This is a genomic window from Niabella drilacis (assembly GCF_900101395.1).
Classification (GTDB): Bacteria; Bacteroidota; Bacteroidia; order Chitinophagales; family Chitinophagaceae; genus Niabella; species Niabella drilacis.
Map to the genome: position 1 here is coordinate 102,775 of NZ_FMZO01000012.1, position 25,354 is coordinate 128,128.

At 51.0% G+C, this 25,354-nt stretch carries 15 protein-coding genes; 4 read left to right on the top strand and 11 right to left on the bottom strand.

The features are described from left to right. Nucleotides 1-133 precede the first annotated feature (133 nt). Both BLS44_RS18990 and BLS44_RS19000 read right to left on the bottom strand, forming a co-directional pair. Nucleotides 134-2,011 carry a beta-N-acetylhexosaminidase gene (locus BLS44_RS18990; RefSeq protein ID WP_245729280.1) on the bottom strand — a complete coding sequence of 626 codons (1,878 nt, stop codon included), beginning with the start codon at nucleotides 2,009-2,011 and terminating at the stop codon, nucleotides 134-136. 532 nt (nucleotides 2,012-2,543) lie between these two features. Further along, a complete protein-coding gene (locus tag BLS44_RS19000) occupies nucleotides 2,544-5,393 on the bottom strand; it encodes a glycoside hydrolase family 2 TIM barrel-domain containing protein (RefSeq protein ID WP_090391851.1) in 2,850 nt (949 codons plus the stop codon). Nucleotides 5,394-6,401: 1,008 nt separating this feature from the next. Between BLS44_RS19000 and BLS44_RS19010 the strand changes: the two genes are divergently transcribed. Then, nucleotides 6,402-7,355: an energy transducer TonB gene (locus BLS44_RS19010; RefSeq protein ID WP_176954482.1), complete on the top strand. Its 954-nt coding sequence runs from the start codon at nucleotides 6,402-6,404 to the stop codon at nucleotides 7,353-7,355. On the opposite strand, the gene BLS44_RS19015 is transcribed toward BLS44_RS19010, so the two are convergent. Together BLS44_RS19015 and BLS44_RS19020 are read right to left on the bottom strand one after the other, a co-directional pair. After that, nucleotides 7,352-8,353, bottom strand: a complete 1,002-nt coding sequence (locus BLS44_RS19015; RefSeq protein ID WP_090391816.1) for a family 43 glycosylhydrolase — start codon at nucleotides 8,351-8,353, stop codon at nucleotides 7,352-7,354. The two genes, BLS44_RS19010 and BLS44_RS19015, sit on opposite strands and share 4 nt — an antisense overlap. 151 nt (nucleotides 8,354-8,504) lie before the next feature. Further along, nucleotides 8,505-9,527, bottom strand: a complete 1,023-nt coding sequence (locus BLS44_RS19020; RefSeq protein ID WP_090391817.1) for a peptidyl-alpha-hydroxyglycine alpha-amidating lyase family protein — start codon at nucleotides 9,525-9,527, stop codon at nucleotides 8,505-8,507. A gap of 461 nt (nucleotides 9,528-9,988) precedes the next feature. Here BLS44_RS19020 and BLS44_RS19030 point away from each other — a divergent pair, with 461 nt between their 5' ends. From BLS44_RS19030 to BLS44_RS19040, 3 genes are read left to right on the top strand one after another with little or no spacing between them, the layout of a single operon-like run. Then, complete coding sequence (locus tag BLS44_RS19030) at nucleotides 9,989-10,345, top strand: ArsR/SmtB family transcription factor (RefSeq protein ID WP_090391819.1); 357 nt, start codon at nucleotides 9,989-9,991, stop codon at nucleotides 10,343-10,345. Continuing rightward, nucleotides 10,317-10,814, top strand: a complete 498-nt coding sequence (locus tag BLS44_RS19035; protein WP_090391820.1) for an SRPBCC family protein — start codon at nucleotides 10,317-10,319, stop codon at nucleotides 10,812-10,814. The genes BLS44_RS19030 and BLS44_RS19035 overlap by 29 nt, the downstream gene beginning before the upstream one ends. Before the next feature lie 16 nt (nucleotides 10,815-10,830). Next, nucleotides 10,831-11,718 (top strand): alpha/beta fold hydrolase, encoded by an 888-nt coding sequence (locus BLS44_RS19040; protein ID WP_090391821.1) that lies wholly within the window; start codon nucleotides 10,831-10,833, stop codon nucleotides 11,716-11,718. A 166-nt stretch (nucleotides 11,719-11,884) separates the two neighbouring features. Here the strand turns inward: BLS44_RS19040 and BLS44_RS19045 are convergent, their stop codons facing one another. The 7 genes from BLS44_RS19045 to BLS44_RS19075 form a co-directional block, all read right to left on the bottom strand. Continuing rightward, nucleotides 11,885-14,323: an alpha-2-macroglobulin family protein gene (locus tag BLS44_RS19045; RefSeq protein ID WP_143019848.1), complete on the bottom strand. Its 2,439-nt coding sequence runs from the start codon at nucleotides 14,321-14,323 to the stop codon at nucleotides 11,885-11,887. A gap of 124 nt (nucleotides 14,324-14,447) precedes the next feature. Continuing rightward, on the bottom strand, nucleotides 14,448-15,260 hold the full coding sequence (locus tag BLS44_RS19050) for a glycosyltransferase (protein WP_090391823.1): 813 nt from the start codon (nucleotides 15,258-15,260) through the stop codon (nucleotides 14,448-14,450). 568 nt (nucleotides 15,261-15,828) lie between these two features. Then, nucleotides 15,829-18,174 carry a GH92 family glycosyl hydrolase gene (locus BLS44_RS19055; RefSeq protein WP_176954483.1) on the bottom strand — a complete coding sequence of 782 codons (2,346 nt, stop codon included), beginning with the start codon at nucleotides 18,172-18,174 and terminating at the stop codon, nucleotides 15,829-15,831. Nucleotides 18,175-18,431: 257 nt separating this feature from the next. Beyond that, entirely contained in the window at nucleotides 18,432-19,739 is a 1,308-nt protein-coding gene (locus BLS44_RS19060; protein WP_090391825.1) for a Gfo/Idh/MocA family protein, read from the bottom strand. A gap of 51 nt (nucleotides 19,740-19,790) precedes the next feature. After that, on the bottom strand, nucleotides 19,791-22,439 hold the full coding sequence (locus tag BLS44_RS19065) for a glycoside hydrolase family 38 N-terminal domain-containing protein (protein WP_090391826.1): 2,649 nt from the start codon (nucleotides 22,437-22,439) through the stop codon (nucleotides 19,791-19,793). A gap of 51 nt (nucleotides 22,440-22,490) precedes the next feature. Then, nucleotides 22,491-23,603, bottom strand: coding sequence for an ROK family protein (locus BLS44_RS19070; protein ID WP_218127784.1), 1,113 nt, complete (start codon nucleotides 23,601-23,603; stop codon nucleotides 22,491-22,493). Further along, the gene (locus BLS44_RS19075) at nucleotides 23,600-25,333 is read right to left on the bottom strand and encodes a class I mannose-6-phosphate isomerase (protein ID WP_090391827.1); all 1,734 of its coding nucleotides are present in this window, start codon (nucleotides 25,331-25,333) and stop codon (nucleotides 23,600-23,602) included. The genes BLS44_RS19070 and BLS44_RS19075 overlap by 4 nt, the downstream gene beginning before the upstream one ends. Between the last annotated feature and the right edge of the window lie 21 nt (nucleotides 25,334-25,354).

Here is a 25,354-nt window from a genome sequence, read left to right on the forward strand (position 1 = left end):
CCGGATACAATTTTTTTGTCCCTACGGTACCGGGTGCATTACCTTTTTATCATACGCGGCTTTAGGGTTTAGTTTCAGCCGCCGGGAGCGCCAGGTTAAGGATCGCTGCCCCGCTGGTTATTGACATACATCGTTATTGCGCTCTTTTTTCCAGCGCCTCGCGCGGGGCTATCAGCAATTGCCCGATGGCGGTACCTTTTTTAAAGGACCGGGCCCTCAGCTGGTAGCAGCCCCTGGGAACCAGGATAGGCGTGCCCGTGTAGCGGGCAGCTGTGGTATCCGGGTTGGTATTGTCCAGCGTATAATAAATATCCAGGTTATCAATGTCTGTACCCAGTGAAACCAGGAGCTGTTTTCCAGCATCATGCTTTGCCGTTGCCAGTATATCAAAAGCGGCCCGGGAGTAGTGCACCCCTTCAGCATCCAGCACTTTAAACTGGGGCTCCAGTTTCTCCTGGAAACGGCTCCAGTTTTGTTTATCCTTTGGCGACCAGAATACTTCGGCCAAAGCCAGCGACCGGGGCCAGGTCATGTATTCTGCATGCCGCCCGCCGGGCACCGATTCTGTCCACAGGTTGCCTTGTCCTCCCAGCACCAGAGCTCCGTTTACCCCTTGCGGAACAGGGTCCCACTGGTAGCTCGTTTTTAGCCGCAGCATGCTGTAGGTATCCGGCTCCAGCAGCGGATCTCCCTGGTAAAGATCCAGGTATACATTGTTATTAGGCGTAAGGATCACCTGGTGCCCCTGTTTGGCAGCCTCAATACCGCCCTGTATGCCGCGCCAGCTCATTACAGTAGCATCCGGGGCAAGCCCGCCTTCCAGGATCTCATCCCAGCCTATCAGTTTTTTGCCTTTTTTCTTCAGGATCTTTTCCACCCGTTTTATAAAATAGCTCTGCAGTTCGTGCTCCGTTTTTATTCCCTGTTGCTTCATGAAATCCTGCACTACGGCCGAACGTTGCCAGAATAATTTGGTACACTCATCGCCTCCGATGTGTATATAGGTGCCGGGGAACAGGGCGGCCACTTCTGTAAAGACCTTGTCCAGGAAGCCATATACCCGCTCATCCGCCGGGTTTAAGGTGTTATCTTCAATATTATAAAATTTACTACCGGGGTTTACGGCATATAGATAACCAGTTGCCGACAAATAAGGATATGCCGCAATGGCAGCCAGCGAATGCCCGGGCACATCAATTTCCGGTACAATGGTGATATGCCTTTCAGCAGCATAGGCAATGATCTCCTTTATATCTTCCTGGGTATAATATCCCCCATAGGTAGGTTTTTCACCCGGCTGCGGCGGATCATAGGACCACCACTGGCCTGTCCGGGGCACCCGCCAGGCGCCGATCTCCGTTAAACGGGGCAATGATTTTATTTCGATACGCCAGCCCTGGTCATCTGTTAAATGCCAGTGAAAAATATTGAATTTATAGCGGGCCATGTCATCAATATATTTTTTTACAAACTCCTTCGGGAAAAAATGCCGGCTTACATCCAGCATCAGTCCCCGCCACCGGAACCGGGGATAGTCTGTAATTTCCAGTACCGGCAGCTGGCGGCGATGCTGTGTCTCCAATGCCGATGGAAGCTGAAGCAGCTGCCCGATGGTTTGTAACCCGTAAAACAAGCCGGCTGCTTTGCGTGCTTTAAGCATTACACCATGTTCCGTAATGGAGAGCTGGTATCCTTCATCATGATCCGGCGTTGTAAGCGCCGGGTCCAATACCAGCCGGATGGCCTGTTGCCCGCCGGCAGCGTCCTTCTTTACCGGAAGGCTCAGCCCCGTTATTTCCCGGAGCCATTCCGGAGCATAGCGGTCCAGACCGGTACCTGGCGAAACTGTTAAAGAAGTTTGAGCATCCAATACGAACGTTCCCCTGCCCAGAACCATGGACACCGGTTCGGGTACAATGGCTGGTTTTATTTGTGCTACAGCCTTAGCACAGGACCCCATCCATAATAAAGCCAGCAAGCAAAAGCCGGTTACAGCAGCATTCTTTTTCATATATAAAATCTCCGTTCTGAATTGAAGTTATCAAAGGTACATACTTTAGCTTTCAGACGATAGACTATACCTGCTCCGGGTTTCAGGTTGTAAGTCATTCATACCCGGGAAAAACAAGGGCTATCAATAAAAGACTCCTTTTTATCGGGCGGCTGATTTTTTCCCAGTTTTCAAACCCGGGCAAATGCATCTGGTTGCCGCTTTGATCCGCACCGGTTCACCATAAAAACGATACATCAGCGGCTGGAGCGGGAAGGCGACCTTTTTAAGCCCGTGCCGGGAAAAGGCATCAACACGCTGCAATGCCTCAAAAAGCTGGAGCGGTAACAAGCCCGTAACCTGCAGGCCGCCCCTTTCGGCTATCTGCTCCGGCAGCGGGAATTCCTGCAAAAAATGATGCAGGAAAACTCCGGGTGCTGTTTATCTTCCTCAATGGCGATCTCATGATCTTTTATACACTGCAGGTATGCCCTTCCCCACTTCGGGAAACCCGCTGCACGACATGCAGGGAATAGATCGTATATAGCAGCTGTTACTCTTTTAGCAATGCCGTTATTTTTGTGGCCGCTACTGCTGTTACAGGATCAAACCTGTTGCTGTCCATATAGCTTAAAAGGCTGTGCAGCAGCTGTCTTGCTTCGGGTCGCTTTTCCGAGCCTGTCAGCAGGTCAATACCGCTGATGAGTAATTTCCCTTTGCCGATGGTACACTCTGTTATCAACCCCAGCGGCCTTGCCGTTACCCAATCGTCGATCACTCGTACAATGGGTTTGAGTCCTTTTGAGATCGAGTCCATGATGATGGCATTGGAGTGGCTCATCGCATCCCACCATTGCCAGTTACTATAATACTGTGTTGGAAATTCTTTTAAGGCAGGATGCCGCGGATCACAGAGAATACCCAGTGTATGCGGCGGTTGGTTATGCGTCCATGCCGTGTTCCAGAAAATGCTGGAAAAACCAACGGCTATATTGCCGCCGGCCGCATCTTTCAGTGTGCCCTTTTTCAAACTCAGCAATACCTTGCCCCCGTTTTGCAATACACCTATGGCCGCTGCATCGAGTTGCTGTGTTATATGCACATCGGCGGGCGCTGCGGGCAATACAGAAGGATATACAAAAATATCCCAGGAGTTCCTGTAGCTGCCAGCGCTTACGGTTACGATCAGCCGCGAAGGTGTAAGAACCGATGCCAAAGCCTGCGTAATGGTGCCCAACTGCACCGTGCTGCCTGCAGGGATAGCGGTTGTTTTAAAGTCGCCTTCAAACAGGATACTTCCCGCTTCACCGGCGATCGTCCATTTGATGCGGCTGCCGTTCAATATGCCCGGGCCGAACTGGGCCAACGCCACCGGTACGTTCAGGGTTTCATTGTTCCGGTAGATCATTTTAGGGAACCGGGCCAATGGCACTACGGCATTACAGAAACGGCTGTACTCGGCCCCGGTAACATATCCTTTTTCTTCCCAGAAGGGGTTCAGCACTCCTACAAGAGCCGTTCCCTGGCCGGGAAAATCATGGAGATCCAGCAACTGAAAGCCCGCAAAGCCCGGTGTGCGCAATGCCGCCTCTATATCGGCTTTGTAGCACAGTGTCTGCAGCTTTCCGGATGCCAGCAGGAAGCTATCTGCCAGGTGCAGCATCCCGTTCTTTGCCAGTTGCTCCCGGAATATTTCAAAGTTCTTTGCCTTTAATACACCGGTATACTTTTTTATCTCCTTAAGATCGGGATATACACACCACTGGCCGATCTCATGACTTACCGTAGGCTGTTTCCACGGGGAAATCACCGATGCCCAGTCATAATCGGTCCGTGGCGGCTGACCATTGATGACGCTCTGCAAGCCCTGCCCCCAGCCCTGCACGCGCGGATCAGGAGTGCTGTTATAGTCGCTTTCGGGCGCCACAGGCCACCCGGCCCCGGTGGTATACAGGCGGCGGGGATCTTTCTGCTGCCAGTATTTTACAAAATTGACCAGGTAGTGCTTCATCCCCGGGCCACCGGGCTCATTGCCATATACCATCATCACAAATGAAGGATGATTCCCGTAGCTTTTTACCACGCGGTTGCTTTCTTCATAGATCCAGGTATCGAGGGGATCGCCGCTCCCGATCCTTGAATCCTGGTTGGCCCAGGAAGAACATTCTACCTGCAGGTAAAAACCCAGTTCGTCTGCCGCATCGAACGCTGCTTCCGGCGGCGTCCACGAATGAAAACGGATATGGTTCAACCCGAAAGAACGGGCTTTTTTCAGGATCCGCAACCAGGATGCTTTATCGGTAGGGGGATAACCGGTAAGGGGGAAAATAGCGCACTCCAGTGTGCCCCTTAAAAAAGTGGTGCGCCCGTTAATGGCAAACCGGGTCCCTTTTACCTCAAACGCGCGCATACCAAAGTTAACGTGGCGGACATCCTTACCCGAGGGCGTGCGCAGCGCCAGTTGCATGGTATAAAGATGGGGAGCGAACTCGTCCCAAAGCAGGGGCCGCTGCCCCATGGGATAAACCAGTTCCAGCCGGGTGGTATCCCCGCTGACGGTAACCCGTTTTGTAAGCTGCTTCAGTTTTTCAGCGCCTGCATTTGTAGTTACCGCTAAAGCCTCAAGCGTTACTGCCGTGCTTTTGCCCCCAGCATTGACCAGCACCGTTTTTACGACTACCTCCTTTTTATCAATATCCGGGAAAAGCTGTATATCGTCTATAAAGACCCGGGGCCTTGCCACCAGTTGCAGGCGCCCGGTCATCCCGTTCCAGTTGCTTTGGGTATGATCCGAAATGCTATGCGAGTTCTCCCCTACGTTAAAAGTTTTTACCCGGTTATCTACCCGTATGGTAAGCTGGTGCGTGCCTGGGGTAAGGATCCCGGACAATACCCAGCTATGAGGGGTGCCCAAACTGTTTTGCATCCCTGCTTCTTTGCCATCGATCCACACGGTGGTTTCCCAGTGGCTCCGCTCGATAAAGAGCTCCACTTCTTTTCCGGACCAGGATACCGGGATCGTTACTGTTTTCTGATACCAGGCCGCTCCTTTATAGTATTTTACCGGCTGCAGCCAGAAGGGGATCTTAATATTGCCCGCAACCCGGTAAGGAGCATATTCCGCTTTTTTAAACCAGGATGAATCCGCGATGCCACCGGTCCAGGGAGTATGCAGGTCTACCTCGTTGCCCTTTCCGTTCGTGGTCATAGACCCGGGCAGGATGACCTGGTCTCCCAGTTTACGGCTGAACCATTTTCCGGTAATACCCCGGTCGAGCGAATCGATGGCAAAACGCCACTTACCGGAAAGATCGATCCTGTTATCATTGTTATGCTGTGCATGGACCATCATTGCAAAGAATAACAGCAGCAGGGAAAAAACATACCTAACGTAGCTTCTCATAAATATACTTTTTACTTTTTCAAAATTATAGCAGCGGCAACAGATCGTTGTATTGACAAGAACCTGCAATTACACCCTGCTAAGATGAGGCATCAGCACCGGTTAAAAAATGGAGAAGATCCTGAAAAGAATAGCTTTTATTACGATCCGGCCACGATATTTATGTTCCAGGTTTGAAGTTTAAGGTTGCACGTCAGATCCGGTTTCATACCTGGTACATTTCACGCCCGAATGTTCGCATGCGCGTCAGGCTAATTTTAGGAATTTAGTGGTTAAAGGCCAAAGCTGCAGCGCAGCGTCGCTCTTATTCGCAACGAACACGGGATGGAACAGCGGTGCAGCGCACCGGTACTATAAGCCTCCCCCGAAAAGATTCCCGCCGCGCTGCGGCTACGGGTAAGTCCCTGGAAGTTCTGGTTACCATTATTTGCGGCGCGCTGCGCCTGCTATCAAAAGATCTGGTCTTTTTTGGCCTCCAAAGGCTTATTCATGCTACATTTTATGGCCATAGACCTGTTTTTTATCTTGACGCGCACAGAGCAAACGCATCTGATTTCAGCATTGTTCAGCTCCGGAGGAGCAGCGTGTTTATAGTAATCTGCTGTTTTATCAACCCGGCTCCTGTAGAAGCCGCGTGTTTGTTGGGCCCGAAATTTTACGCGGCTCCTGCAGGAGCCGGGGTTTCCCCTTTAGAGCCTGTTTAAATTTTATTGATGGAATTTATTATGAAGCTATTTTGGAGCGAAACAAGGAAAATTTTGCAGGCATAGCAGGCCACTATGGCGAAAAATTTAACGCAGTTGCAGCCCAAAACAGCCATAATAAAGCCATTGAATGAATTTTAAACAGGCTCTTAATATCCTGCTATAAACACGCGGCACTTACAGTGCCTGAAAATGCTCCTGGTGTGCTCTTTTTACCCAATTTAGATGCGTTTGCCCTGTTGACGCGCATGCGAACGTTCGGGATTCAAATTATTTGAATTACATTGCGATGAATAATTGTCTTATGAAAAGAACCATCATTGCGACTGCCTGGTTTATCGCACTGTCATCTACCCCATCCCGGGCGCAGAACATAGAACGTTATTATGATACGCAATGGAAAGAGACCCAACCGGCCGATGCCCGTTATTATTCCCGTATTCAAAAAACAGATTCAGGGTGGCTTCTTAAGAATTTTTTTATCAGCGAAAAAAGCCTTCAGATGACCGGTCTTTACAGTGATGAACAACAAAAGATCAAAAACGGGGAATTCATTTATTATCACTCCAACGGACGCCCCGAACGTAAAGGGAAGTACATCCATGATAAAAAAGAAGGGATATGGGTGAGTTTTCACCGGAACGGGATGATGGCTGATTCCGCTTTTCATAAGAATGGCCAGGTGCTCGGAGGCCATAAAAGCTGGTCGCCCGAAGGCTATTTAACAGATTCCTCTTTTTTCGGGACGGACGGCAGCGGGTTTAAAATTGCCTGGTTTGACAACGGTTCCGTATCTTCTGCGGGATTATACGGTCCGGGCTACCGGAAAAAAGGGAAATGGAAATATTATCATAAAAAAGGCCAGCCAAGCTCGGAGGAATACTACGAGAACGGCCAACAGACCGGTAAGAAATTTTTTAATGAAGACGGAACCCCAAAGGCCGACAGCACCAACCCCGAAAAACCGGCGGACTTCCCCGGAGGTGTCCAGGCCTGGTACAAATACCTTAAGCACCGGCTCTATTTTCCTCCTCAATACAAGCTGAAGAACGGCGACCGTGCAACAGTGGTCATCAGCTTTATCATTGATGAATCGGGGAAGGTATCCGAAGCATTTGTAAGCGATCCGTTTCATCCGGCTTTTGATGTGATCGCACTCCAGCTGATCCAAAAATCACCCGACTGGGTGCCGGCTACCGATCAGCATAACCGGCATGTAAAAGCCTACAGAACGCAGCCGGTCACCTTCCTGCGCTAGAAAGGAACCTTCCGCTGGTCACCGGCCGGCTTCCATTCACCGGTTTTTATATTCAGCGTCCAGGGTTGCGGCTCCGGCAGCCACAGGCGGCCTTCACCTATTTGCAGCGGCATCCAGAGATAGCGCGAATCCCACTGCGTTTTAGGCTTCCACTGATCTGCCATAAAAATAACCGTAACCGCTTTTGTTCCTTCTACCTTCAGCATCATGGTAGACTGTGACCCGTAGGTATTGGTTTCCGGGGGGGCAATGTCTTTAAATTCCGACCAGGGACCGGCCAGCGTTTTTGCTGTTGCATATTTGTTCGGATTAGGGTTCCAGCCGGTAAGTGCAGAGCCAATAGCATAGTACAGCCCTTTATAATGCACTACGGCACCGCCCTCCAGCGGCGACCGGATAAAGCAGACCTCCTTTACCACATCCAGGTAATCATCCGACAGGCCGGCAATATAAAAACCTTTGGTAGGCCGGCTTTCAAAAATAAGGTACGGTGTGCCATCATCATCAATAAACTGACCGATATCGCGGCTTTCCAGCCCAAGCGGCCGGAAGCTTTTCAGGTACTTAAAGGGCCCCTGCGGTGTTTTGGAAACAGCCACCCCTACCCGGGCGAGCTTGTAACGCGCATCATCCAGGTGAAAATACATGACATAGGTTCTATTCTTCTTGTGATAAAACACTTTCGGGCGCTCCAGCACCCACCGCTGCCCCAGTTGCTCAGGGTCGGAAAGCTTTAATGCATGGCCACGGCTCTTCCAGTGAACCAGGTCTTCCGATTCATAACACCCCACATACCGGTAGCTGGTATCATTATCGGCGCGCCGGGCCTCCCCATACCAATAATATTTTTTTCCCAGCTTAATAATACCGCCGCCATGGGCCTGTATATGTTCGCCCTTATCATCGGACCATACCCCACCGGGGGTGATCACATTTTGTGAAAAAAGCAACGCCGGCACTACAAGCAGGCAAAGCATCGTTATTCTTATCCTGTTCATTTTAAAGACGGTTTTAACCCGATGCGCAAAAATAGGATTAAATGCCGCTAAAACGCAGAAGCACCGGTCTTTTAGCGCAATAGCAAGGGTCCGGCGCGCCGGTACCCCTATTTACCGCCGAAGCACTGTAGAAAAGATAGGAGCTCCTTTTTCATGGGCGGGCAACCCGCCGGAATTTTTGAATCGTATTCCCTAAAATATCACCCACATAAATATTGCCGTCCCGGTCAACAGTCAGATCATGATACCAGGACACAGCCCCCCTGTAGGAACCGCTCCTGCCCAACCGCGTTTGCACGGTGCCCGTTGTATCAAAAATGAAGACATCCGAGCCGCGATGCTTCAGCTTTAAGAAACGGAGGTCATCAACCGCCAGCAACTTTGCGCCCGTGGGATCCATTGCAACGGCGGTCATTGCCCCAAACGAGCGGTCTGCGAACTGTTTCATAAAATGACCCGCAGTATCAAATACCTGTATCCGGTTATTTTCCCGGTCTGCCACGTAAACCTCCCCGTTGCTGCCCAATGCTATTCCGTGCGGTATATCAAACGCGCCCTCCCCCTGGCCCTTCCGGCCCCATTCAAATAAATAATTCCCGGTTGCTGAAAATTTTATCACCCTGCTGTTCCCATAACCATCCGCTACATAAAATGAGCCATCCTTTGCAACAGCAATATCTGTGGGCCTGTCAAAATGCCGGCGGTCATTGCCGGCAACCCGGGCTTCACCAAGCGTCATTAAAAGCTTTCCGTCATGACTGAACTTAAAAACCTGGTTCAATCCGCAATCCGTAACCCAGATATTATCCTGATCATCCACATCCAGGCCATGCGGCATCACAAACAGGTGATCGCCCCAACTACTTAACAGCTCTCCGTTATTCCTGTTGATCACCAAAATGGTTTTATCAGAGATCGGCTCACCGGGCATTGCGCCTGCCAATGGCCACTCCCTTGATCCCCTGTGGAAAACGACCAGGTTCTGAGCGGTATCCATATCCATACCTGTTGGGTTACCCAGCTTCAGCCCCCCCGGCAGGTGCAGCCAGCCCGCTGCCTGCCGGTACTTCGTTATTAAATCGGCGCCACGCCCCTTTTTCTGCGGCTGTAAAACATAGCCGGCCAGTAGCAAGCCTGTTACAGTCAATAAAGCAAGCACCCGTTTCCTGGTCATTTGTGCATATTTTTAGCGATACCCTGCTCCTTCGGAAAAATCAATGGGCAAAACCCTTATGGTTCAACAAGCCCATATGAACATGGTAACAGGAACTTCAGTTGTTTCAGAAACAAAGTTATGCAGCCGGTATTACAAAACGCTCATGAACGCCCGTCCCCTCGGGGCAAACGCATCTAATTTCAGCATTGTTCAGCTCCGGAGGAGCAGCGTATTTATAGCAAATGTGTCTTTTTTATCAACCCGGCTCCTGTAGGAGCCGCGTGTTTCCCCTTCAATATCTTGCTATAAACACGAAGCACTTACAGTACCTGAAAATGCTCCTGGTGTGAAAAGACGGGCAGGTGCTGCAGATCATATCCCCGGCGCAGGTTCCAACCGGCAGCCAGGAGCCTGTTCCGGAAAAAAAATTGCGCAATCATTTAATTGCGTATATATTTGCAATCATATCATTGCATATTATGATTATCAGACGCGACGTGTTCCAGGCAATAGCAGATCCTATCCGGCGGCAGATCATCGACCTGGTAGCTTACCAGCCACTGAACCTGAATGCCATTGCTTCAGAATTTGAGGTAAGCAGACAGGCGGTTTCTGTACATGTCAGGATCCTGACCGAGTGCGGGCTCCTGGTGGTGACACAGAAGGGCCGGGAACGGTACTGTGAAGCGCGCCTGGAGCAGCTAAACGAGGTATCCGACTGGGTGACCCGGTACAAAGCGTTGTGGGAAAGCCGGTTTGCCTCTTTGGACAACTACTTAAAAAATACAAAACCTCAAAAAAAAAGCAATGCAAAAAAAAACGGCCGACGAAAATAGTCCTTCCGGTCCAACAGTAGCAATAACTCATGTTTTTGATGCGGAAAGGGAGCGGGTCTTCCAGGCCTGGACAAACGCGGAACAACTGGTACAGTGGTATGCTCCGGATGGATGTACCATCCACTTTAAAGCCATTGATATCCGGGAAGGGGGGGCTTTTCATTCCTGTATCCGGAACCCGGTGCATGGCAATTGCTGGTGCAAGGGACATTACCTGGAAATAGCCGTTCCTGAACGATTGGTTTTTACACTGGCAGTAACCAATGAAAACGGGGACGACATTACTGCAGAAGCGGCCGGTATGGCGCCCGGCTGGCCGGTTATGACAACGGTAACCGTAACCTTTGAAGCGCTGGGCTCCCAAACCCGGCTCCGGCTCCGGCAAACCGTACAGGCGGCACTTGCGCAAAGGACCGGTGCACTCCCAGGCTGGGTCCTGATGTTTAACCGGCTCAATCAACTGTTATGAAATCAATCATCAACCAATGAAACCGTTCCTGGCCACCCTCCTGCTTTTGCTGTCGGTAACAGCATGGGGGCAAAAAAAGACCCATGTACCCCATTCGCTCCCGGATATAAAAAAAACGCATATGCCATTACAGACAGGCTATTCCCTGGTGAACGGGATAAAAATGTATTACGAGATCTACGGGAAAGGGGCCCCGCTTGTGCTCATCCATGGCGGCGGCTCTACGATACAAACTTCCTTTGGGCGCATTATTCCCCTGCTTGCGCAACACCGGCAACTAATATGCGTTGAGCTGCAGGCCCACGGGCGAACGGGCGACCGGAATACGCCCCTGTCTTTTGAACAGGACGCCGACGATGTAGCGGCATTGCTCCGCAACCTGGGACTGCCAAAGGCCGATATCTTTGGCTTTAGCAACGGGGGCAACACCGCCCTGCAGATCGCCATCCGGCATCCGCGGCTTTGTAACCGCATCATCGCCGGCTCCGTGCTGCTAAAACACAACGGAACCCTGCCGCAATTTTGGGAGTTTATGAAGAACGGTACATTTGACCAGATGCCGCAGGCTTATAAAGATGCCTTTTTAACATTAACCCCGGATCCTTCAAAGCTGCATACCCTCTTTCAAAAATGCAAAGACCGGGTGCTGCACCTCACGGACATCAGCGATGAAGCGCTCCGGTTCATACAGGCCCCGGTGCTACTGGTAAACGGAGATGCTGATGTAGCCACTCCGGAACATGTTATTGCCATATCCCGGCTGATCCCCCATTGCAACCTGGCCATCCTTCCCGGCGGACATGGCGAATACATGGGTGAGATCACGGCTCCCCGGCAAGGGCAAACCCCTTACAGATCCTTTGTATTGCTGATGGAGCGGTTTCTTGATACAGAGAGACAGTAAAAGAGAATGGAACCCTGGTAGAGACTAAACGACTATAGATTTGCAATCCATAGTCGTTTAGTTTTTTCATGTCAATCGTTTTTTGGTTATTGCCTACTCTATTCCCTTTTCGGCTTCCGGGTTGACTATAAAACACTGCTTTTACCTGTTATATCCCATTACCCCGTTACAACTCCAGGTTGTACATGTAGCAAACCGGGTTTAAGGTTTCCATCTCTACCCCCTGTATCACTATAATATAGTTCCCGCTGATGTCCGATGTAAAAAAATCAAAGCTGGTTTTTCCCTCCTCACCGGTATTCAAATTCGGAGCCCAGAACAGCGTGGTACGGATATCCGCCCCAACAGGCGGGTCAACGGAATAATCCGGGTTGTAAAACGGCAGAGGGGAACTGATCTCCGGCAGCAAAAAGCCCGATGGTGGAGGTGGCGGAGCGCCGCCGAAAGATCCTTTAGGCGCCATGGTAAAACGTTGGCCGGCCCCGTTATATATAATTAATGCATTTTCATAACGGTAAACAAGCCCCTTTTTAGGAGCATGACTACGATCCTGTGTGTGCATCGGGCAATTTAGCACAAGGTACTTACACACATAATCCAACCCACCACCATATTGTTCGGTTATCGGTACCTCCCATTTTTTGCCGCTTTTCACTACTACTTCCTGCAAACGGATCTCGTTGTTAAAGATCCTAAAGGTATCAGGACGGTAAACAGCCATTGTACTAAACGGCATCGAAAAATGTAACAACGACCCCGATCTTACCCCCTCATCAAACAACCCCGCATGACTGCCTAATTCTATATCATGATCCTGACGAAAATCCCTGCCCAGTACCAGGTACTTACGATCATTACCACGCGCAAAAAGATCCTCCGGCGGAATACTAAAACGACCTTCCCCATTGACCGGAACTATCCCGGAACCACCACCCGACAGGATCATCAGATCCGATACCTTCGACGCCTTCCGGTGCTTCGCCGTCACCTTCCCATACACCTCCCCCGGCGCTGACAACAGCTGCAGCGTGCCGGACGGACGGTATCCAACTATGGATCCCCACCCATAGCCCTTCCAGCTTTGTGTTATTAAAAACTGATCCAATACACCTCCCTGTTTCGCATCCAACACAATACCCGGTACCTTACGCAGATGATGGTAATAATACCCCTGTGTTATCGTGGGATAATGACCCCGCTCCAATGTTTGCGCCGCTACCACCGCCACTGACAGGTTCGCCTTTATCCCATGGTGATCCTGGTCTGATACCGTAACAGTCGCCTTTACCCGGTGATGTGCCCCAAAACGCACTTTTGCTATCTCAACGTTTACTACTGAGGCGCCTCCCTTTCCCGGATCATGCATAAAATAACGTTCCGCCTCTGCTATACCCCCCGCACCTAATACAGCAAGACTCAGTACCCCCCGGGGCATACTATCTGCCGGCAATACCAACCTTAAAGAATCTCCCGCCGCAACCTGTACTGACCGGCTCCACAAAACTTTATTAAAAGAACGGAGAACCAACTCCACAGAACCCGGCATCCCCACATTAAATATAACCACTGTATCATTGCCCGAAACCCGCAACATATAACCACTGGTAACAGGCTCCCGGGGTAACGCTATTTTACGCATACGGTTATTCTCCGTTACCATCAGAGAGTCCATAACACCCTGCAGGGGAACAAAAGACATCCGGCCCAACCCATTCCCATCGGTCTGAACACTATCCAGGACCTTATTACCCCGCAACAATTTTAATACCGCTGTAACAGGATTTTTATTAGCATCCGTAGCCTCAAATACTACATTGTTTAAAACTCCTGCCACCAATCGCCCTCCTTCCGGAAATACCCGGATCGATGCCTGGTTACCCTCATGCCGGAGGTTCAGCAACAGACGGGCCGGACTCTTCGCTTCCGTTAGGAATACCTCAAACCGCACCGACGCACTATCCGGTAGCCGCGGGTAAGTAAACTGTACCTCCGCTGCTCCCTTTTCATTCGTCTTTATACGACCCGTCTTTACACTGCTATCCCCTACCCATACCGTATACACTCCCGACGCTTTCACCAATGGTCCTTTCTGATCCCTCGCACGGATCCCTATTGTTGTTTTCGCGCCCCGCTCAATAGCATCCCCGTTTGTCGCAAACGCCTCCAGCTCCACCCGCCGCTCTGTATTGGGAACAATCCTTAACGGCATTACAAACGCATCTTCAGGGCTGAAGTTGATCATCAGATCCGTAAACCCATACAAAAAATACGGACCCGCAACCGCCGTATCCGGTAACGGGATCCAGCCATCGGAACGAAGGTCGTATACCGGAAACTGTTTTGCCACAAGCGTTTGCCTCCGGGCATCCACAACCCGCACATACATAACCTCACTCTTATGCGCCGACAGCATATAGGACTTAAACCAGATCGTATCCCCGGGAGCATATACGTTCCGGTCCGCATGCACATAAAGATTGCACGATGGATGCTCTTCCATATAAGAGGCCATCTTTACCGCTACTCCCGGCTGACCATAACTACCCACCGCCGTAAACATCAACAGCACTAAACAAAAAACCTTATGGATAATTTTACACCTCATGCGTACAGTTAAAAAGCACTTTTATATACTTTGAGCGTATCGGATGCCATACGTTGCGAATCATGCTTTATACGTAATGTTGTATAAGCAGCCTCCCGCAATGTTTCCCTCATCAGTCTGCTTCTCACAAGCGACACAATAGCCTCAGCGAATTCCCGTATATCATAAAACCTGGTTTTTGTATCATACTTTCAATTCGCCCCTCTCCTACAATAACCAACCTTAAGTTATTTTCCCGGGAACAGGCTTCCTCAAAAGCATCTATCAAAAAATCAATACCCTTACATTGATCTATTCTACCGGTAAACAGCACAATTTTTTCAAAAGAGGCAAAACCCAATCGGGCTTTAAGGTCCCGCTTTTCCCCGTCTGTACAAACCTGGAACCGGCGATAGTTAAGTCCATTGGGAATAACCGTTATTTTTTTGGGATCCAGGGAATACCGTTCTTCCAGGAAATCCTTCATATATCCTGTTACAGAAATAATAAGGTCTGATAGTTCATACAATCTTTTTTCCTGTGCAAAAAGCTTCGCCGCATGCGCAGTGCCGGGCGGCATATCATTTAACTGATCCCGTCTCTTTTTGTTCCCGGAAAAAAGACTTTGCCAGGCAGCGGGATGTTTGTACCGCAACTTTAACGCTGTTAATATTGATAACCCATCCATAAAATTCACATGGAATATAACCCTGTCAAATTGAAGGATGATTGCTGATAAAGCAGTTACAATAATTGTAGCATACTTTTTTTCGCTATCATCATCCCACTTGTAAGATACCGGAGAAGGCATTTCTATTTGATAAGATGATGATTCCTGCCTTATTGAAAATTCCCGGGAATATCTGCTATGATAATTAATTAAAAACACGGTAACACCAGAGGTTTCTGACAAGCTTTCTGTAAGCGCTCTTATATAGGTACCAATACCGTATTGCATGCCCCTGACTATGAGGCTCCAGAAATAAGCAGACACTTTAAGGTTCCTGTTCCATCACAAACAGAAAGATAACATGAAAAACCGGAGTTTCCCGTTTTTCTATTCATTTTTCGCCTTTTCGGGCCTCGCCGCGGTCTTTTTCGCCTCTATAATCCCCATGCATGAAAGTCTTTTATAGACGAACACCTTTTTAACAGCATACCGGTTCTTCTTTTGTTTCAGTCCCGAACGTTCGCATGCGCGTCAAGTTAAGCAACGAACCCCAAATGGGGTTATGACGGTATAGCCGGTGGTGTAACCGCCGGTTGGTTTACGAGCGGTTTGCATTGAACCCCGACGGGGTTCAACCATGATGTTGATCATGAACCACGCATGAAATGCGTGGCTCATCAATTAAAACCCCTTGCGGGGTTATCATGGCAGCGGCCCCGGGAAAAGCTCCGGTTTGACGGCAGGTTATATATAGAACCTGTACCAATACTATGACATTGTTACCCGCAATCACCTACTGGCCAAAATTAACCTGACGCATAGGCGAAGCTTCGGGATCGGGATTCACATTTTCAAATCACTTCCGGGTCCCCCATGCTTTATTGGGCTCCGGCCCGAGGGCAATATTCATCGTGCCGCCATTGGCAAAACGGCTGAATGGGAATTCAAAACGGTTCCATAGCTTCCCGTTCAGCAATACTGACTGGATATAGGTATCATCAACCCCAGCAGCGGGTACCCTTGTCCGGATCTGAAAGGTTTTGTTATTGGGCAAATGAAAAACGATCTTACTAAATACCGGTGAGGTGATCTCAAGCGAAGGACCCACATCCGCCAGGCCCTGCACATCAAAGAGCCCCAGGGCCATCAGCGCGCTTAATGCGCCCATTTGTCCCTGGTCTTCATCGCCCCGGTATCCGGCAGAAACGGTGGTATCTCCAAAAGTGAGCTCTTTTACCTGCCGTACCCAGTACTGCGTTTTCCAGGGAGCCCCGGCATGGCTGAACAAATGGGCCATATGACATCCCGGCTGGTTATCATAATCGACCCAGGCCCATCCATGCGCCCCGTGCTCCGCTGCAAAGCCGGTGCCTGTAGCGCTTTTGAAACGCGCTTCCAGGTTTTCTATAAATGACGCTGCACCGCCCCTGGCCTGTATAAGCGCTTTGATGTCCTGGGGCACATAGTAGCTGTAGATGGCGGCGTTTGACTCAATAAAGCCAGGGGTAGCAAAACCACCGCTATTGGCTGTTGCTACCGGATCAAAGGGTTTGAGCCAATGCCCCAATGTATCTTTGGGACGCATATAGCCACTGGAGGGGTCGTACACATTGCGCCAGTAGCCGGCCCTTTTCATAAACGGGCCGTATACTTCATTTTTCCCCATGCTCCGGGCCATCTGGGCAATACACCAGTCCTGGTAGGCATACTCAAGGGTCATGGCTGTGCCTCCACGGTGAAACCCATCTCCCCGGGAGCTGATCTCATAAGGTACATATCCATATTGAAGATACCAGTCAATGCCGCCACCGCCGGGTTTATTTCCGGCCTCATACCCGGCCCGGTCCCTTATTCCCCCGGGGAATGCATTTTTATAAGCGCCGGCCAATGCTTCTTCTTTATTGAAGCGGGACTGCCCTGTTTGCATCAGCGCAGCCAGCAAGGGAGTAGTCTGGTCACCTACCATTACATAGCAGAGTGCCCCACCCCAGGATTCCCTGGCCAGAACGCCTGCATTGCGGTAATAGCTGAGAAAGGTTTGCGCCAGGTCGTTGCCATAATCCGGGTATACCATGGACCACAGGATATTCAGGTTCCACTGCGTTCCCCATAGTCCGTCGGCATCCATAAAATGCCAGGCGGGTGCCCCTTTTGATGTGAGCGGTACGTTGCGCACGATCGAAACAGGACCGGTATTATCGATGTACTGTCCATTCACATCCTCGGATATTCTTCTTCCAATCGCAGTATGCATCAGGTCCGTGTAAAACTTTACTTGTTGCTTCCGGGTGCCCCCGCTTACCTCGATCCGCCCGAGGTAGTCATTCCATGCCTGCTTTGCCCTTGCCACCGCTTTTTCAAAATCAGCATCGGGCATTTCCTTATCAAGGTTCATCCGCGCGTTTTCCATACTTACAAAGGAGATGCCCACCTGCAGCAATACCTGTGCTCCTTTTTTAAGGTTGTAATAGCTGGCATATACCCCGGCTTTGCGATCGCTGGTGAGCGTGCCGTTTACGAGCTCCTGTGCTGTTGAATCGGTAGCGGATGCCCCCCAAAAACTGAGCTTATCAAAGGGTTTGCTAAACCGCGCTACAAAATAAACAGTGCAGTTCTTCTTTCGCCTGAAGGTGGGCGCCATCAGTGAATATCCTTCTATTTCCCTATTGCTTTTCTTCCGGGCATAGCCCCATAACATTTTTACCGGGCCCAGCGCGGCCGTAAGGTCCATAATGACATGCGCCTCCTTTGCCGCCGGGAACGTATACCGGTGAAAGCCGGTGCGCTGCGAGGCAGTCAGCTCCGCCGTAATGCCATAGTCTTCCAGCAGGAGCTTATGATAGCCGGGCTTTGCGACTTCCCCCTTATGACTTAACCGGCATTTGGAGGCTTGTAGCCCCTGCAATGCCTTACAGGGCCCCACTACGGGCATAACGGGAATGCCTGCCGTTTGCGTATTATGCACATGACTGAAATTAAGGATATAGGGGTCATTGTACCGGTACCCGGCATTCCACAGATCGCCGTGATGCGTATCCGGGCCCAGCGCTACCATGCCGTAAGGCAGGGAGGCCGCAGCAAAAAAATCGAACCGGGGCTTCACTGTATTTACGAGCGGATTGGCCAGGTCGGCCGGCCGCTGCGCCGATCCGGTTGCCGGTAACAATAGACCAAGATATACCAGGAAGTTCTTTATTTTCATTTTTGTTATTTTGGATCTGTAATGCTGCGAATGTTCTTTCTGTTTTAACCGCGAGGAATACGCGAAGTTCACAACGTTATATGATTCGTTCCTTTGCGGTTCCATTTTAACCGCCCATTTTAACCGCCAGGGGCGCAAGGATTCCGCTAAGTTCGCAACGCTATTTGATACCTCCCTTTGCGGTCATTGCGGAGCCCTGGCGCACATTGCGGTTACCTGTAAAACACGCTTAGCCGTTCTGCTTTAACCGTAGAGGGCTACAGCTTCCAATCTCTGCGAATGCTCGCTTTTACTAGGGCATTGGCTTCCTTATCCTTTACAAACTGCTCGGCAACCGGGTCCCAATGCAGGGGCCGGTTTAGCCAATACGCAATATTGGCAATACAACAAATGCTGCTGGTACGGTGCCCCGTTTCCACATCACAGATGGGTTGCTTATGATTACGGATCCCATCCAGCCAGTCCATATAATGATCATTGCTCTTATATAACTGTGTTTCGTTCGGCCGTATCTGTGCGGTAACGATATTGGCCGGGTCGGTATCAAGATAGCCCCTGCTTACATCCAGCTTTCCTTTTGTGCCTATGAACCGTACGCCAAAACCACGTCCAAAATCGAGGTGCTTCATTACCACATGGTTCGCATATAACATGGTCAGCTGCTGGTACTCCCTGCCATCCGGCGGAAAATAAAGGACGGGGGCACTCCGGTCCATACCCAGTGCCCATTGCGCAATATCGAACATATGCGCGCCCCAGTCGCTCAGGATGCCCCCGCCATACTCTTTATAAAAACGCCAGTTGGGATAGATATCCTTTTCAACAGGAGGCGATAATTCTGCATTGAACGGGCGGTACGGAGCCGGCCCTACCCACAGATCCCAGTTCAGGTTTTTTGGGATGGCCTGTCCCGGCAGGTAATCCGGGATGGCCGCTGTACCTACATTTACATGCACTTCCTTTACATCGCCGATATAGCCGTTGCGCACCAACTCACAGGCATGCCGGAAATTTCCGGAAGAGCGCTGCATGCTTCCCGTTTGAAGAATGATCTTATTCCTCTTTACGGCATTAACCATGGCCCGCCCTTCTTCAACCGAATGCGCCAACGGTTTTTCGCAATACACATGTTTGCCGGCGTTGGCACTCATGATGCTGGCTACCGCATGCCAATGATCGGGCGTGGCAACCACAACAGCATCGATATCCTTACGATGCAACATGTCCCGGAAATCGGCATAACCCGTAAATGTGTGTGCCCCCAATGCAGCCTTGTTCTTTTCGCCGATCCTGGCGGCATTGGTTTTGAAGAGGTCCAGTTTTTGCGAATCCACATCAGCACCCGCAATTATTTTTGCTTTCCCCGAAAAGTATTGTGCCAATAAGCGCGACTGCTTCCCCGTGCCGATAAAACCCAAGGTGATCTGATCGCTGGGTGCGGTAAACCCGCGGCCGCCTCTTACAAAACGCGGTACGATCGTAAATGCCAGAGAGGCTTTTGCCCCGTTTTTCAGGAATTGCCTGCGATTTGGCAGTGCAGCGTTCCCTTGTATGTCTTGTTTCATTTTTATGAATGATTTTAATAATGAACGGCTGACGAAATGAGCGGGAACGCATTATTCCAGTATCATCGACAGGGGCGCCAATGCCTTTAGCGCTACCACTATTTTCCCGGCTTTCACGTTCAGTCGTTCGCCCGTTGGCACCCCTCTTAAGTTCACCAGCCGGGCATGTTTAAAGGAACTCCCCTGGGGCAGTTGAACCACTGCCGGACCCGCAATACCAGCCTGCTCCCATAAACGCAGAAGGGTGCCTTTGTTGCCATCCGGGTCATTGCCAAAGGCGGTTACCAGCACTCCTTTGCGGGAAACGGCCACCCCCTGCTGTATTGCGGGAAGCGTTCCTCCTTTATTTTCAACTAATGCCGCCATTAATGGCAAACGGGCCTCCCATCCATGCACCGTAAGATCTTCCGTTTTGTTTGCCTGCTGCTTTACCGGCCAAAAGCGTACCTGCTCCGACCAGGATCCCTCCTGCCATAACGGAAAATTCGTATTCCACATATTATTATACAGGTTTACAAACACAGAGGGCCGCTTTGGTGTAAAGTTCAGATCCCAGCGCCAAAGCCCGGGTTCATCCAGCGAAACCAGCGGTGCATCCACGGGGCAAAGCGCCATACTGTTATTACTGCCCCATAAAGCAACGCCGGTTGTAACTGCGTTCAGGTAATGATTCGTACCCGGTACAATATCCCTGGCGGGGTTTACCGGGCCTCCCAAACGCCCCAGCATAAACTCCGGATCGTTAACCGCAAAAGGAAAACAAAGCCAGCCGCCCTCCGGATGCTTGTCCGGCGTTTTATCCGCCACCTCCCAGTTTACATCAATATAGGGCATCGCCCTGGGAAAAGTAAACCGGATGCTGTACCGGCCGGCCAGTCCGTTGGTATCATCGGTGGTTAATACAATCTCATCGGATACACCGGAGCTAAAGTGCTGCATTTTCCAGTTGCCCGGCGTTGTAGCGCGATAGGGTTCCTGCAGGGTATCCGGCATCCCCGGCTTGCCGATATCATTTAATGCCCAGCCCCCGGATAAACGGGAATACTTATTAAAAAAACGGTCGTACACTTCCTTTTTGCTGAACCGCTCATGCAGGAACTGGCCCAGCATATATTCGCTATTGGGGTCCTTCAGTTCCCGGCCGGTCTGCTTATCCGTAAGGGAACGGATACCGCCTTTATCCAGGTCAAAGACCGCAATAAAATAAGGTGTTTCAATTTTTGTGGTACCGGATTTCAACGGGATGGCCTTTGTTATCCGGTAAGGAATGGTTTTATACCCGTTGGCCGGCACATCTGCTACGTACAGCTGCTCCCCGTTCACCTGCACCAGCCCGGATCTTTTCCAGGGCAGGGCATTGTATACCAGGACGCTCTTGTCCTTTGTTTTTACCGATGCTGCAAGCTGGTTCAACCGGGCATCCAGCTCCCGGTGCACAATCTGTGAGGCCTGATGGGCATAGGCTTTGTGATCTTCATAAGATTGCAGCCATTTGCGCTTGCTGCCCCTTGCCAGTTTGGTATAGTCCCCATCGGCTGGTACCGGTTCCGCATCCTTTTCTTTGAGCCACTGTTTCCACGCTGCGCCGTATACATAGCGTGGCCCATACTCTGCATTCATTCCCCAGGTATGTTCGCCATACAACAGGCTTTGCTCGTAGGCTTTATCCAACGCGCTGTCAACCGGCGCAGGGTGCAATCCCCATAGCCGCAGCTGCGCGTCCAGTACCTGTAATGCAGGCTCCAGCGGTCTTGCGTTGCGGGCTTCCTTTGAGGCCTGAGGCATCGACATCAGCCCATGGATCCAGGTATCCGGCATATCCCCGCGCACCACCGGCAATTGCGGCTTTTCTGAAAGCACCGCACGGGCAAAATCATCGAGGGTACCGAAATGTATCTTTACGCCCGGCATTTTTTCTTCATACTGTTTGCGCCATTTCGCTACTTCTGCAGGAGTGGGCGGGCCATGATTATCGCCCGTCATGATCATAGAAAGGTAGTTGCGGCAGGGCCAGTCGGCCGGAGGAAAAAGGCTGCTGCCATAATCAATATTATAAGCGCAGAGGATCCTGGACCCATCCGGCCCCTGCCACCAGAAAAGCTGTGGTACCCGCGGATACTGACTGGCGGGGTTTACGCCGATGTGCAGGAATTTGATGCCTGCATGCTCCAGCAGCGTGGGCCATATCCAGCTGTGCGAGGGCACATCGGTCATTTTGCCGGCAATGGGAAGAGGAAGCTTATAAGTACGGCTTACGCGGGCCGCATAGTTCAGGCCCCGTACAAGGTCTTCCAGTTCCTGCGACTCTGTATGCATCGAAAACGGCAATGCATGGGCCGACAGGCGTCCTTCCCTTATGGCCTGCTCTATACGCTGTTTCCGTGCAGGATCCTGCTGCGGACCCAGGATCTGTGCCCAAAGCGGCCATCCCGGCACCGTCCACACAAAACGCTGCGCTGCGGGCAGCTTACTGTTTTCATCTACGATCTTCAATGCATTATCCATCATCTCCGTACGATACCGGTGAAATACATTGGCGGCCTGGTCTGTAAAGCCCAGGTCAAAATGCGTTTTTACAACGATCCATATATCGGTCACCTGCTGCCCGGCAGGTTTTGTCTGCGCGCTTACCAGCAGGGGCATCCCTGCTGCCAGTACTAATAAAAGCCGGAAAAAAAGGCGGCAATATCTAATCTTCATACGTATATTCTTTTTTAAACCCTGGTAAAATAAAATTGGTGGCCATGTCGTTTATGGCTCCAGCTGCTTTAGCGCAAACGCATAGGCGCCCAGGGCAATGGCCCGGCTGGTGCCTGTCTTTGTTAATGCTACTCCTGATTTTTTTGTACACTGGTACAGGGCCTGTTTGCCGGTGCCCGGCACGGCCACCATTTTTACATCGTCTTTTAAAAATGCAGCCCGGTCACCGGCGTCTTCCAGGTTATGCACCTGCATGGGCAAACGCGGTACCGGCACCCCGTTGAACGAGGAACGTGCACTGTTCATCTCCGCCATCAGAGCCGGTAAAATAAATTCGTGGGCATGGGCCAGGCCACCGCCTATTACCACCAATCCGTCGATGGTGTTTAGCATTTCCGCAATCGTAAACCCGGCCGCCCGGCCCAATTCGTGGAAGGTATCAAGGGCTGCATCCCGGTTTCCGGCCCGGGAGCCTTTCGCAATTTCATAAATATCCTTCGGGCTAAAATGATCTGTGGCACCAGACCGCTCTGCATACGAACGCTGCACCGCGGCCACCCCCACACCGGCCTCCGCTATCACCCGGCGATCCTTCCTGCCAGCCGCACACCAGATCTCGCCGCCGCAGCCATTATCACCCGTTAACAGGGTACCGTTGATGACTACCCCGGACCCAAACCCGGTACCCAGCGTAAGGGCTACCAGGTTTTTATATTGCCGCGTGCTTCCCGCATGCCTCAGTTCTGCATTCAGCGCGGGCAGCAATCCTGCCAGGGCCTCTCCATAGGCAAAAAGATTGCCATCGTTATTGATGAACACCGGCATCCGGAACTGCGCTTCCAGGAAGGGGCCCAACGCAACGCCTCCTCTAAAGGAAGGAAAATTCGGCAGGTCGCCAATGATGCCCCGTTCATAATCCGCCGGCCCGGGAAATGCAAAACTAATGGCTGCGGGCTGCGTCTCCAACCCGGCCATGACCCTTGTAAAACCGGCAACGATCACCGAAAGGCAGTTTTCCAGGTCAACCGTATCCGCAGGCAGTGTAAGCGGCACAATGATCTCACGATTGCCCTGCATGGCGCCAAACACAAAATTGGTGCCCCCTGCATCCAGTGTCAATACGACTCTTTGATCTTCTTCAAACATCGATATTCCTTTTTTCATGCTTCTTTTATACAGGCTTTCATCGTTACACAGGTTGCCCCCGGCCCTGCACCGTATGGCCGGACCGAATAGGCGGTTACTGCTGCGGGAATGATAAATGTTTCGGCATAATGCACTACCAGCGGCTCAAATTCGTGTTGCAATCCTTCTACAATGACCGCATCCCCTTCTACCAGGTTCAATACATTTACGGAGCCGTTTGTATAATGTACCACGGCTGTCTGGAACGTATGCCGGAACGTTTCGATAAACTGCGATTCATGCAGGCCCGTGCGTTCCTGTACCCATCCTTTACCGGCCTGTACTACCTCAAACCGGTTGATAAGCTCCCGCGCTGCGAAACCAGCATCGGCCTCAGCGTTGATCACTTCCCTGCCCCGGCTGATATTGATGGGCCTTGGCAGCCCGTCCAGGCCGAGGCGGTCCCAGTCCCATAGCTTAAAAGTATACAAAAAAGGGGTAGCGCTGATCTCCAGTACCATCGCATCCTTACCGGAACAATGTACCGTGCCGGCAGGTATCAAAAAATGATCGTGTTTTTTTGCGGGGATCTTATTTACATACCGGTCTGCATCAAAAGGCCGGCCGGATCCGCTTTGCGCCGCATCCAGCTCCTGCAGCATCTGCCCGGGGTCTGCGCCGGTCTTCATTCCCAGGTATACAAATGCATCTTCTTTGGCATCCAGCAGGTAATAACTTTCATCCTGTGTATATGCTATCCCGAAATGCTCTTGTGCAAATGCCCGGGTCGGGTGCACCTGCAGGCTCAGGTTTCCCCCGTCCATGGTATCGAGGAAGTCAAAGCGGATGGGGAACTCTTTTCCAAAACGGGCCAGTACCCGTTCTCCAAGCAGCGCCTTACTTTGTATAAAAACCAGGTTGATGGCGGGCGTTTCAAACAGCGTTTCATTGATGCAAAACAACAGGCTGTTCTCCTCCGGCACACAATCAAAACACCATCCATAATTTACCGCATCGGGGTCCAGGCCGAAGGCCTCCTTCATCCACTGACCGCCCCAGGGTGCGGGATCAAAAAACGGCACTACCCTAAAAGGGCTGCCCGCTGCCTTTGCCATCCCCGATAAAAATGTATTCCTGTCGATCAGGACCGGGGCTCCTGCGTTTGTGGTATCCAGCCAGTAGTGCACCTTATCATACAGGGTCTGCTTATGCTGGTCAAGCACCTTCCAGTCATTAAACAGCCCCCGCTTATACTGGGTGGCAAAGGGTTTATCGCCATCGCTGACACCCAGCCCCTGTACGGTCTTTTTCCGCATACGCTGCTGCAGCTCCCAACGCGGCATATCTGCATAAATGACCAGATCCCCCTCCACAACGGCGCCGGCACCGCAACCCAATACCAGCACAGTCCCCTCATGACGGGTGATCTGTTCCCTTGCCACCTGCAGTTTTTCCGTATCAAAATAATCGGCTATGCGCAGCTTTGTCATATACCCAAACAGGGGATCATCTGTTACAAAGGGTTTTGTCATGGCCAGGATGGCATCCTCATCCCTGAACAGGTGCGGGGTTAATACCAGCAGGCTATGCGGCAGCGTTTTTAACTGTGTAAGCAGCTCCTCATAGCAGATACCGGTATAGCAATCTACCACCACTATTTTTCCAGACCCGGGATCTTTTCTGATCCTGTTTAAAATGGCATCCCAGCCTTCAAATGCCTGTCCGCTTACCCGGATGCAGGGCTTTTTGTCGTAATTCCTTTTACTCATCACTTACTCCGTCATTTTATA

What these genes read in the sequence shown, in the direction of transcription:
- BLS44_RS19065 (WP_090391826.1), bottom strand. Translation starts at nt 22,439, where the DNA reads ATGAAGATTAGATATTGCCGCCTTTTTTTCCGGCTTTTATTAGTACTG.
- BLS44_RS19045 (WP_143019848.1), bottom strand. Translation starts at nt 14,323, where the DNA reads ATGAGGTGTAAAATTATCCATAAGGTTTTTTGTTTAGTGCTGTTGATG.
- BLS44_RS19015 (WP_090391816.1), bottom strand. Translation starts at nt 8,353, where the DNA reads ATGAACAGGATAAGAATAACGATGCTTTGCCTGCTTGTAGTGCCGGCG.
- BLS44_RS19035 (WP_090391820.1), top strand. Translation starts at nt 10,317, where the DNA reads ATGCAAAAAAAAACGGCCGACGAAAATAGTCCTTCCGGTCCAACAGTA.
- BLS44_RS19070 (WP_218127784.1), bottom strand. Translation starts at nt 23,603, where the DNA reads ATGAAAAAAGGAATATCGATGTTTGAAGAAGATCAAAGAGTCGTATTG.
- BLS44_RS19030 (WP_090391819.1), top strand. Translation starts at nt 9,989, where the DNA reads ATGATTATCAGACGCGACGTGTTCCAGGCAATAGCAGATCCTATCCGG.
- BLS44_RS18990 (WP_245729280.1), bottom strand. Translation starts at nt 2,011, where the DNA reads ATGAAAAAGAATGCTGCTGTAACCGGCTTTTGCTTGCTGGCTTTATTA.
- BLS44_RS19050 (WP_090391823.1), bottom strand. Translation starts at nt 15,260, where the DNA reads ATGCAATACGGTATTGGTACCTATATAAGAGCGCTTACAGAAAGCTTG.
- BLS44_RS19020 (WP_090391817.1), bottom strand. Translation starts at nt 9,527, where the DNA reads ATGACCAGGAAACGGGTGCTTGCTTTATTGACTGTAACAGGCTTGCTA.
- BLS44_RS19055 (WP_176954483.1), bottom strand. Translation starts at nt 18,174, where the DNA reads ATGAAAATAAAGAACTTCCTGGTATATCTTGGTCTATTGTTACCGGCA.
- BLS44_RS19075 (WP_090391827.1), bottom strand. Translation starts at nt 25,333, where the DNA reads ATGAGTAAAAGGAATTACGACAAAAAGCCCTGCATCCGGGTAAGCGGA.
- BLS44_RS19010 (WP_176954482.1), top strand. Translation starts at nt 6,402, where the DNA reads ATGAAAAGAACCATCATTGCGACTGCCTGGTTTATCGCACTGTCATCT.
- BLS44_RS19060 (WP_090391825.1), bottom strand. Translation starts at nt 19,739, where the DNA reads ATGAAACAAGACATACAAGGGAACGCTGCACTGCCAAATCGCAGGCAA.
- BLS44_RS19000 (WP_090391851.1), bottom strand. Translation starts at nt 5,393, where the DNA reads ATGAGAAGCTACGTTAGGTATGTTTTTTCCCTGCTGCTGTTATTCTTT.
- BLS44_RS19040 (WP_090391821.1), top strand. Translation starts at nt 10,831, where the DNA reads ATGAAACCGTTCCTGGCCACCCTCCTGCTTTTGCTGTCGGTAACAGCA.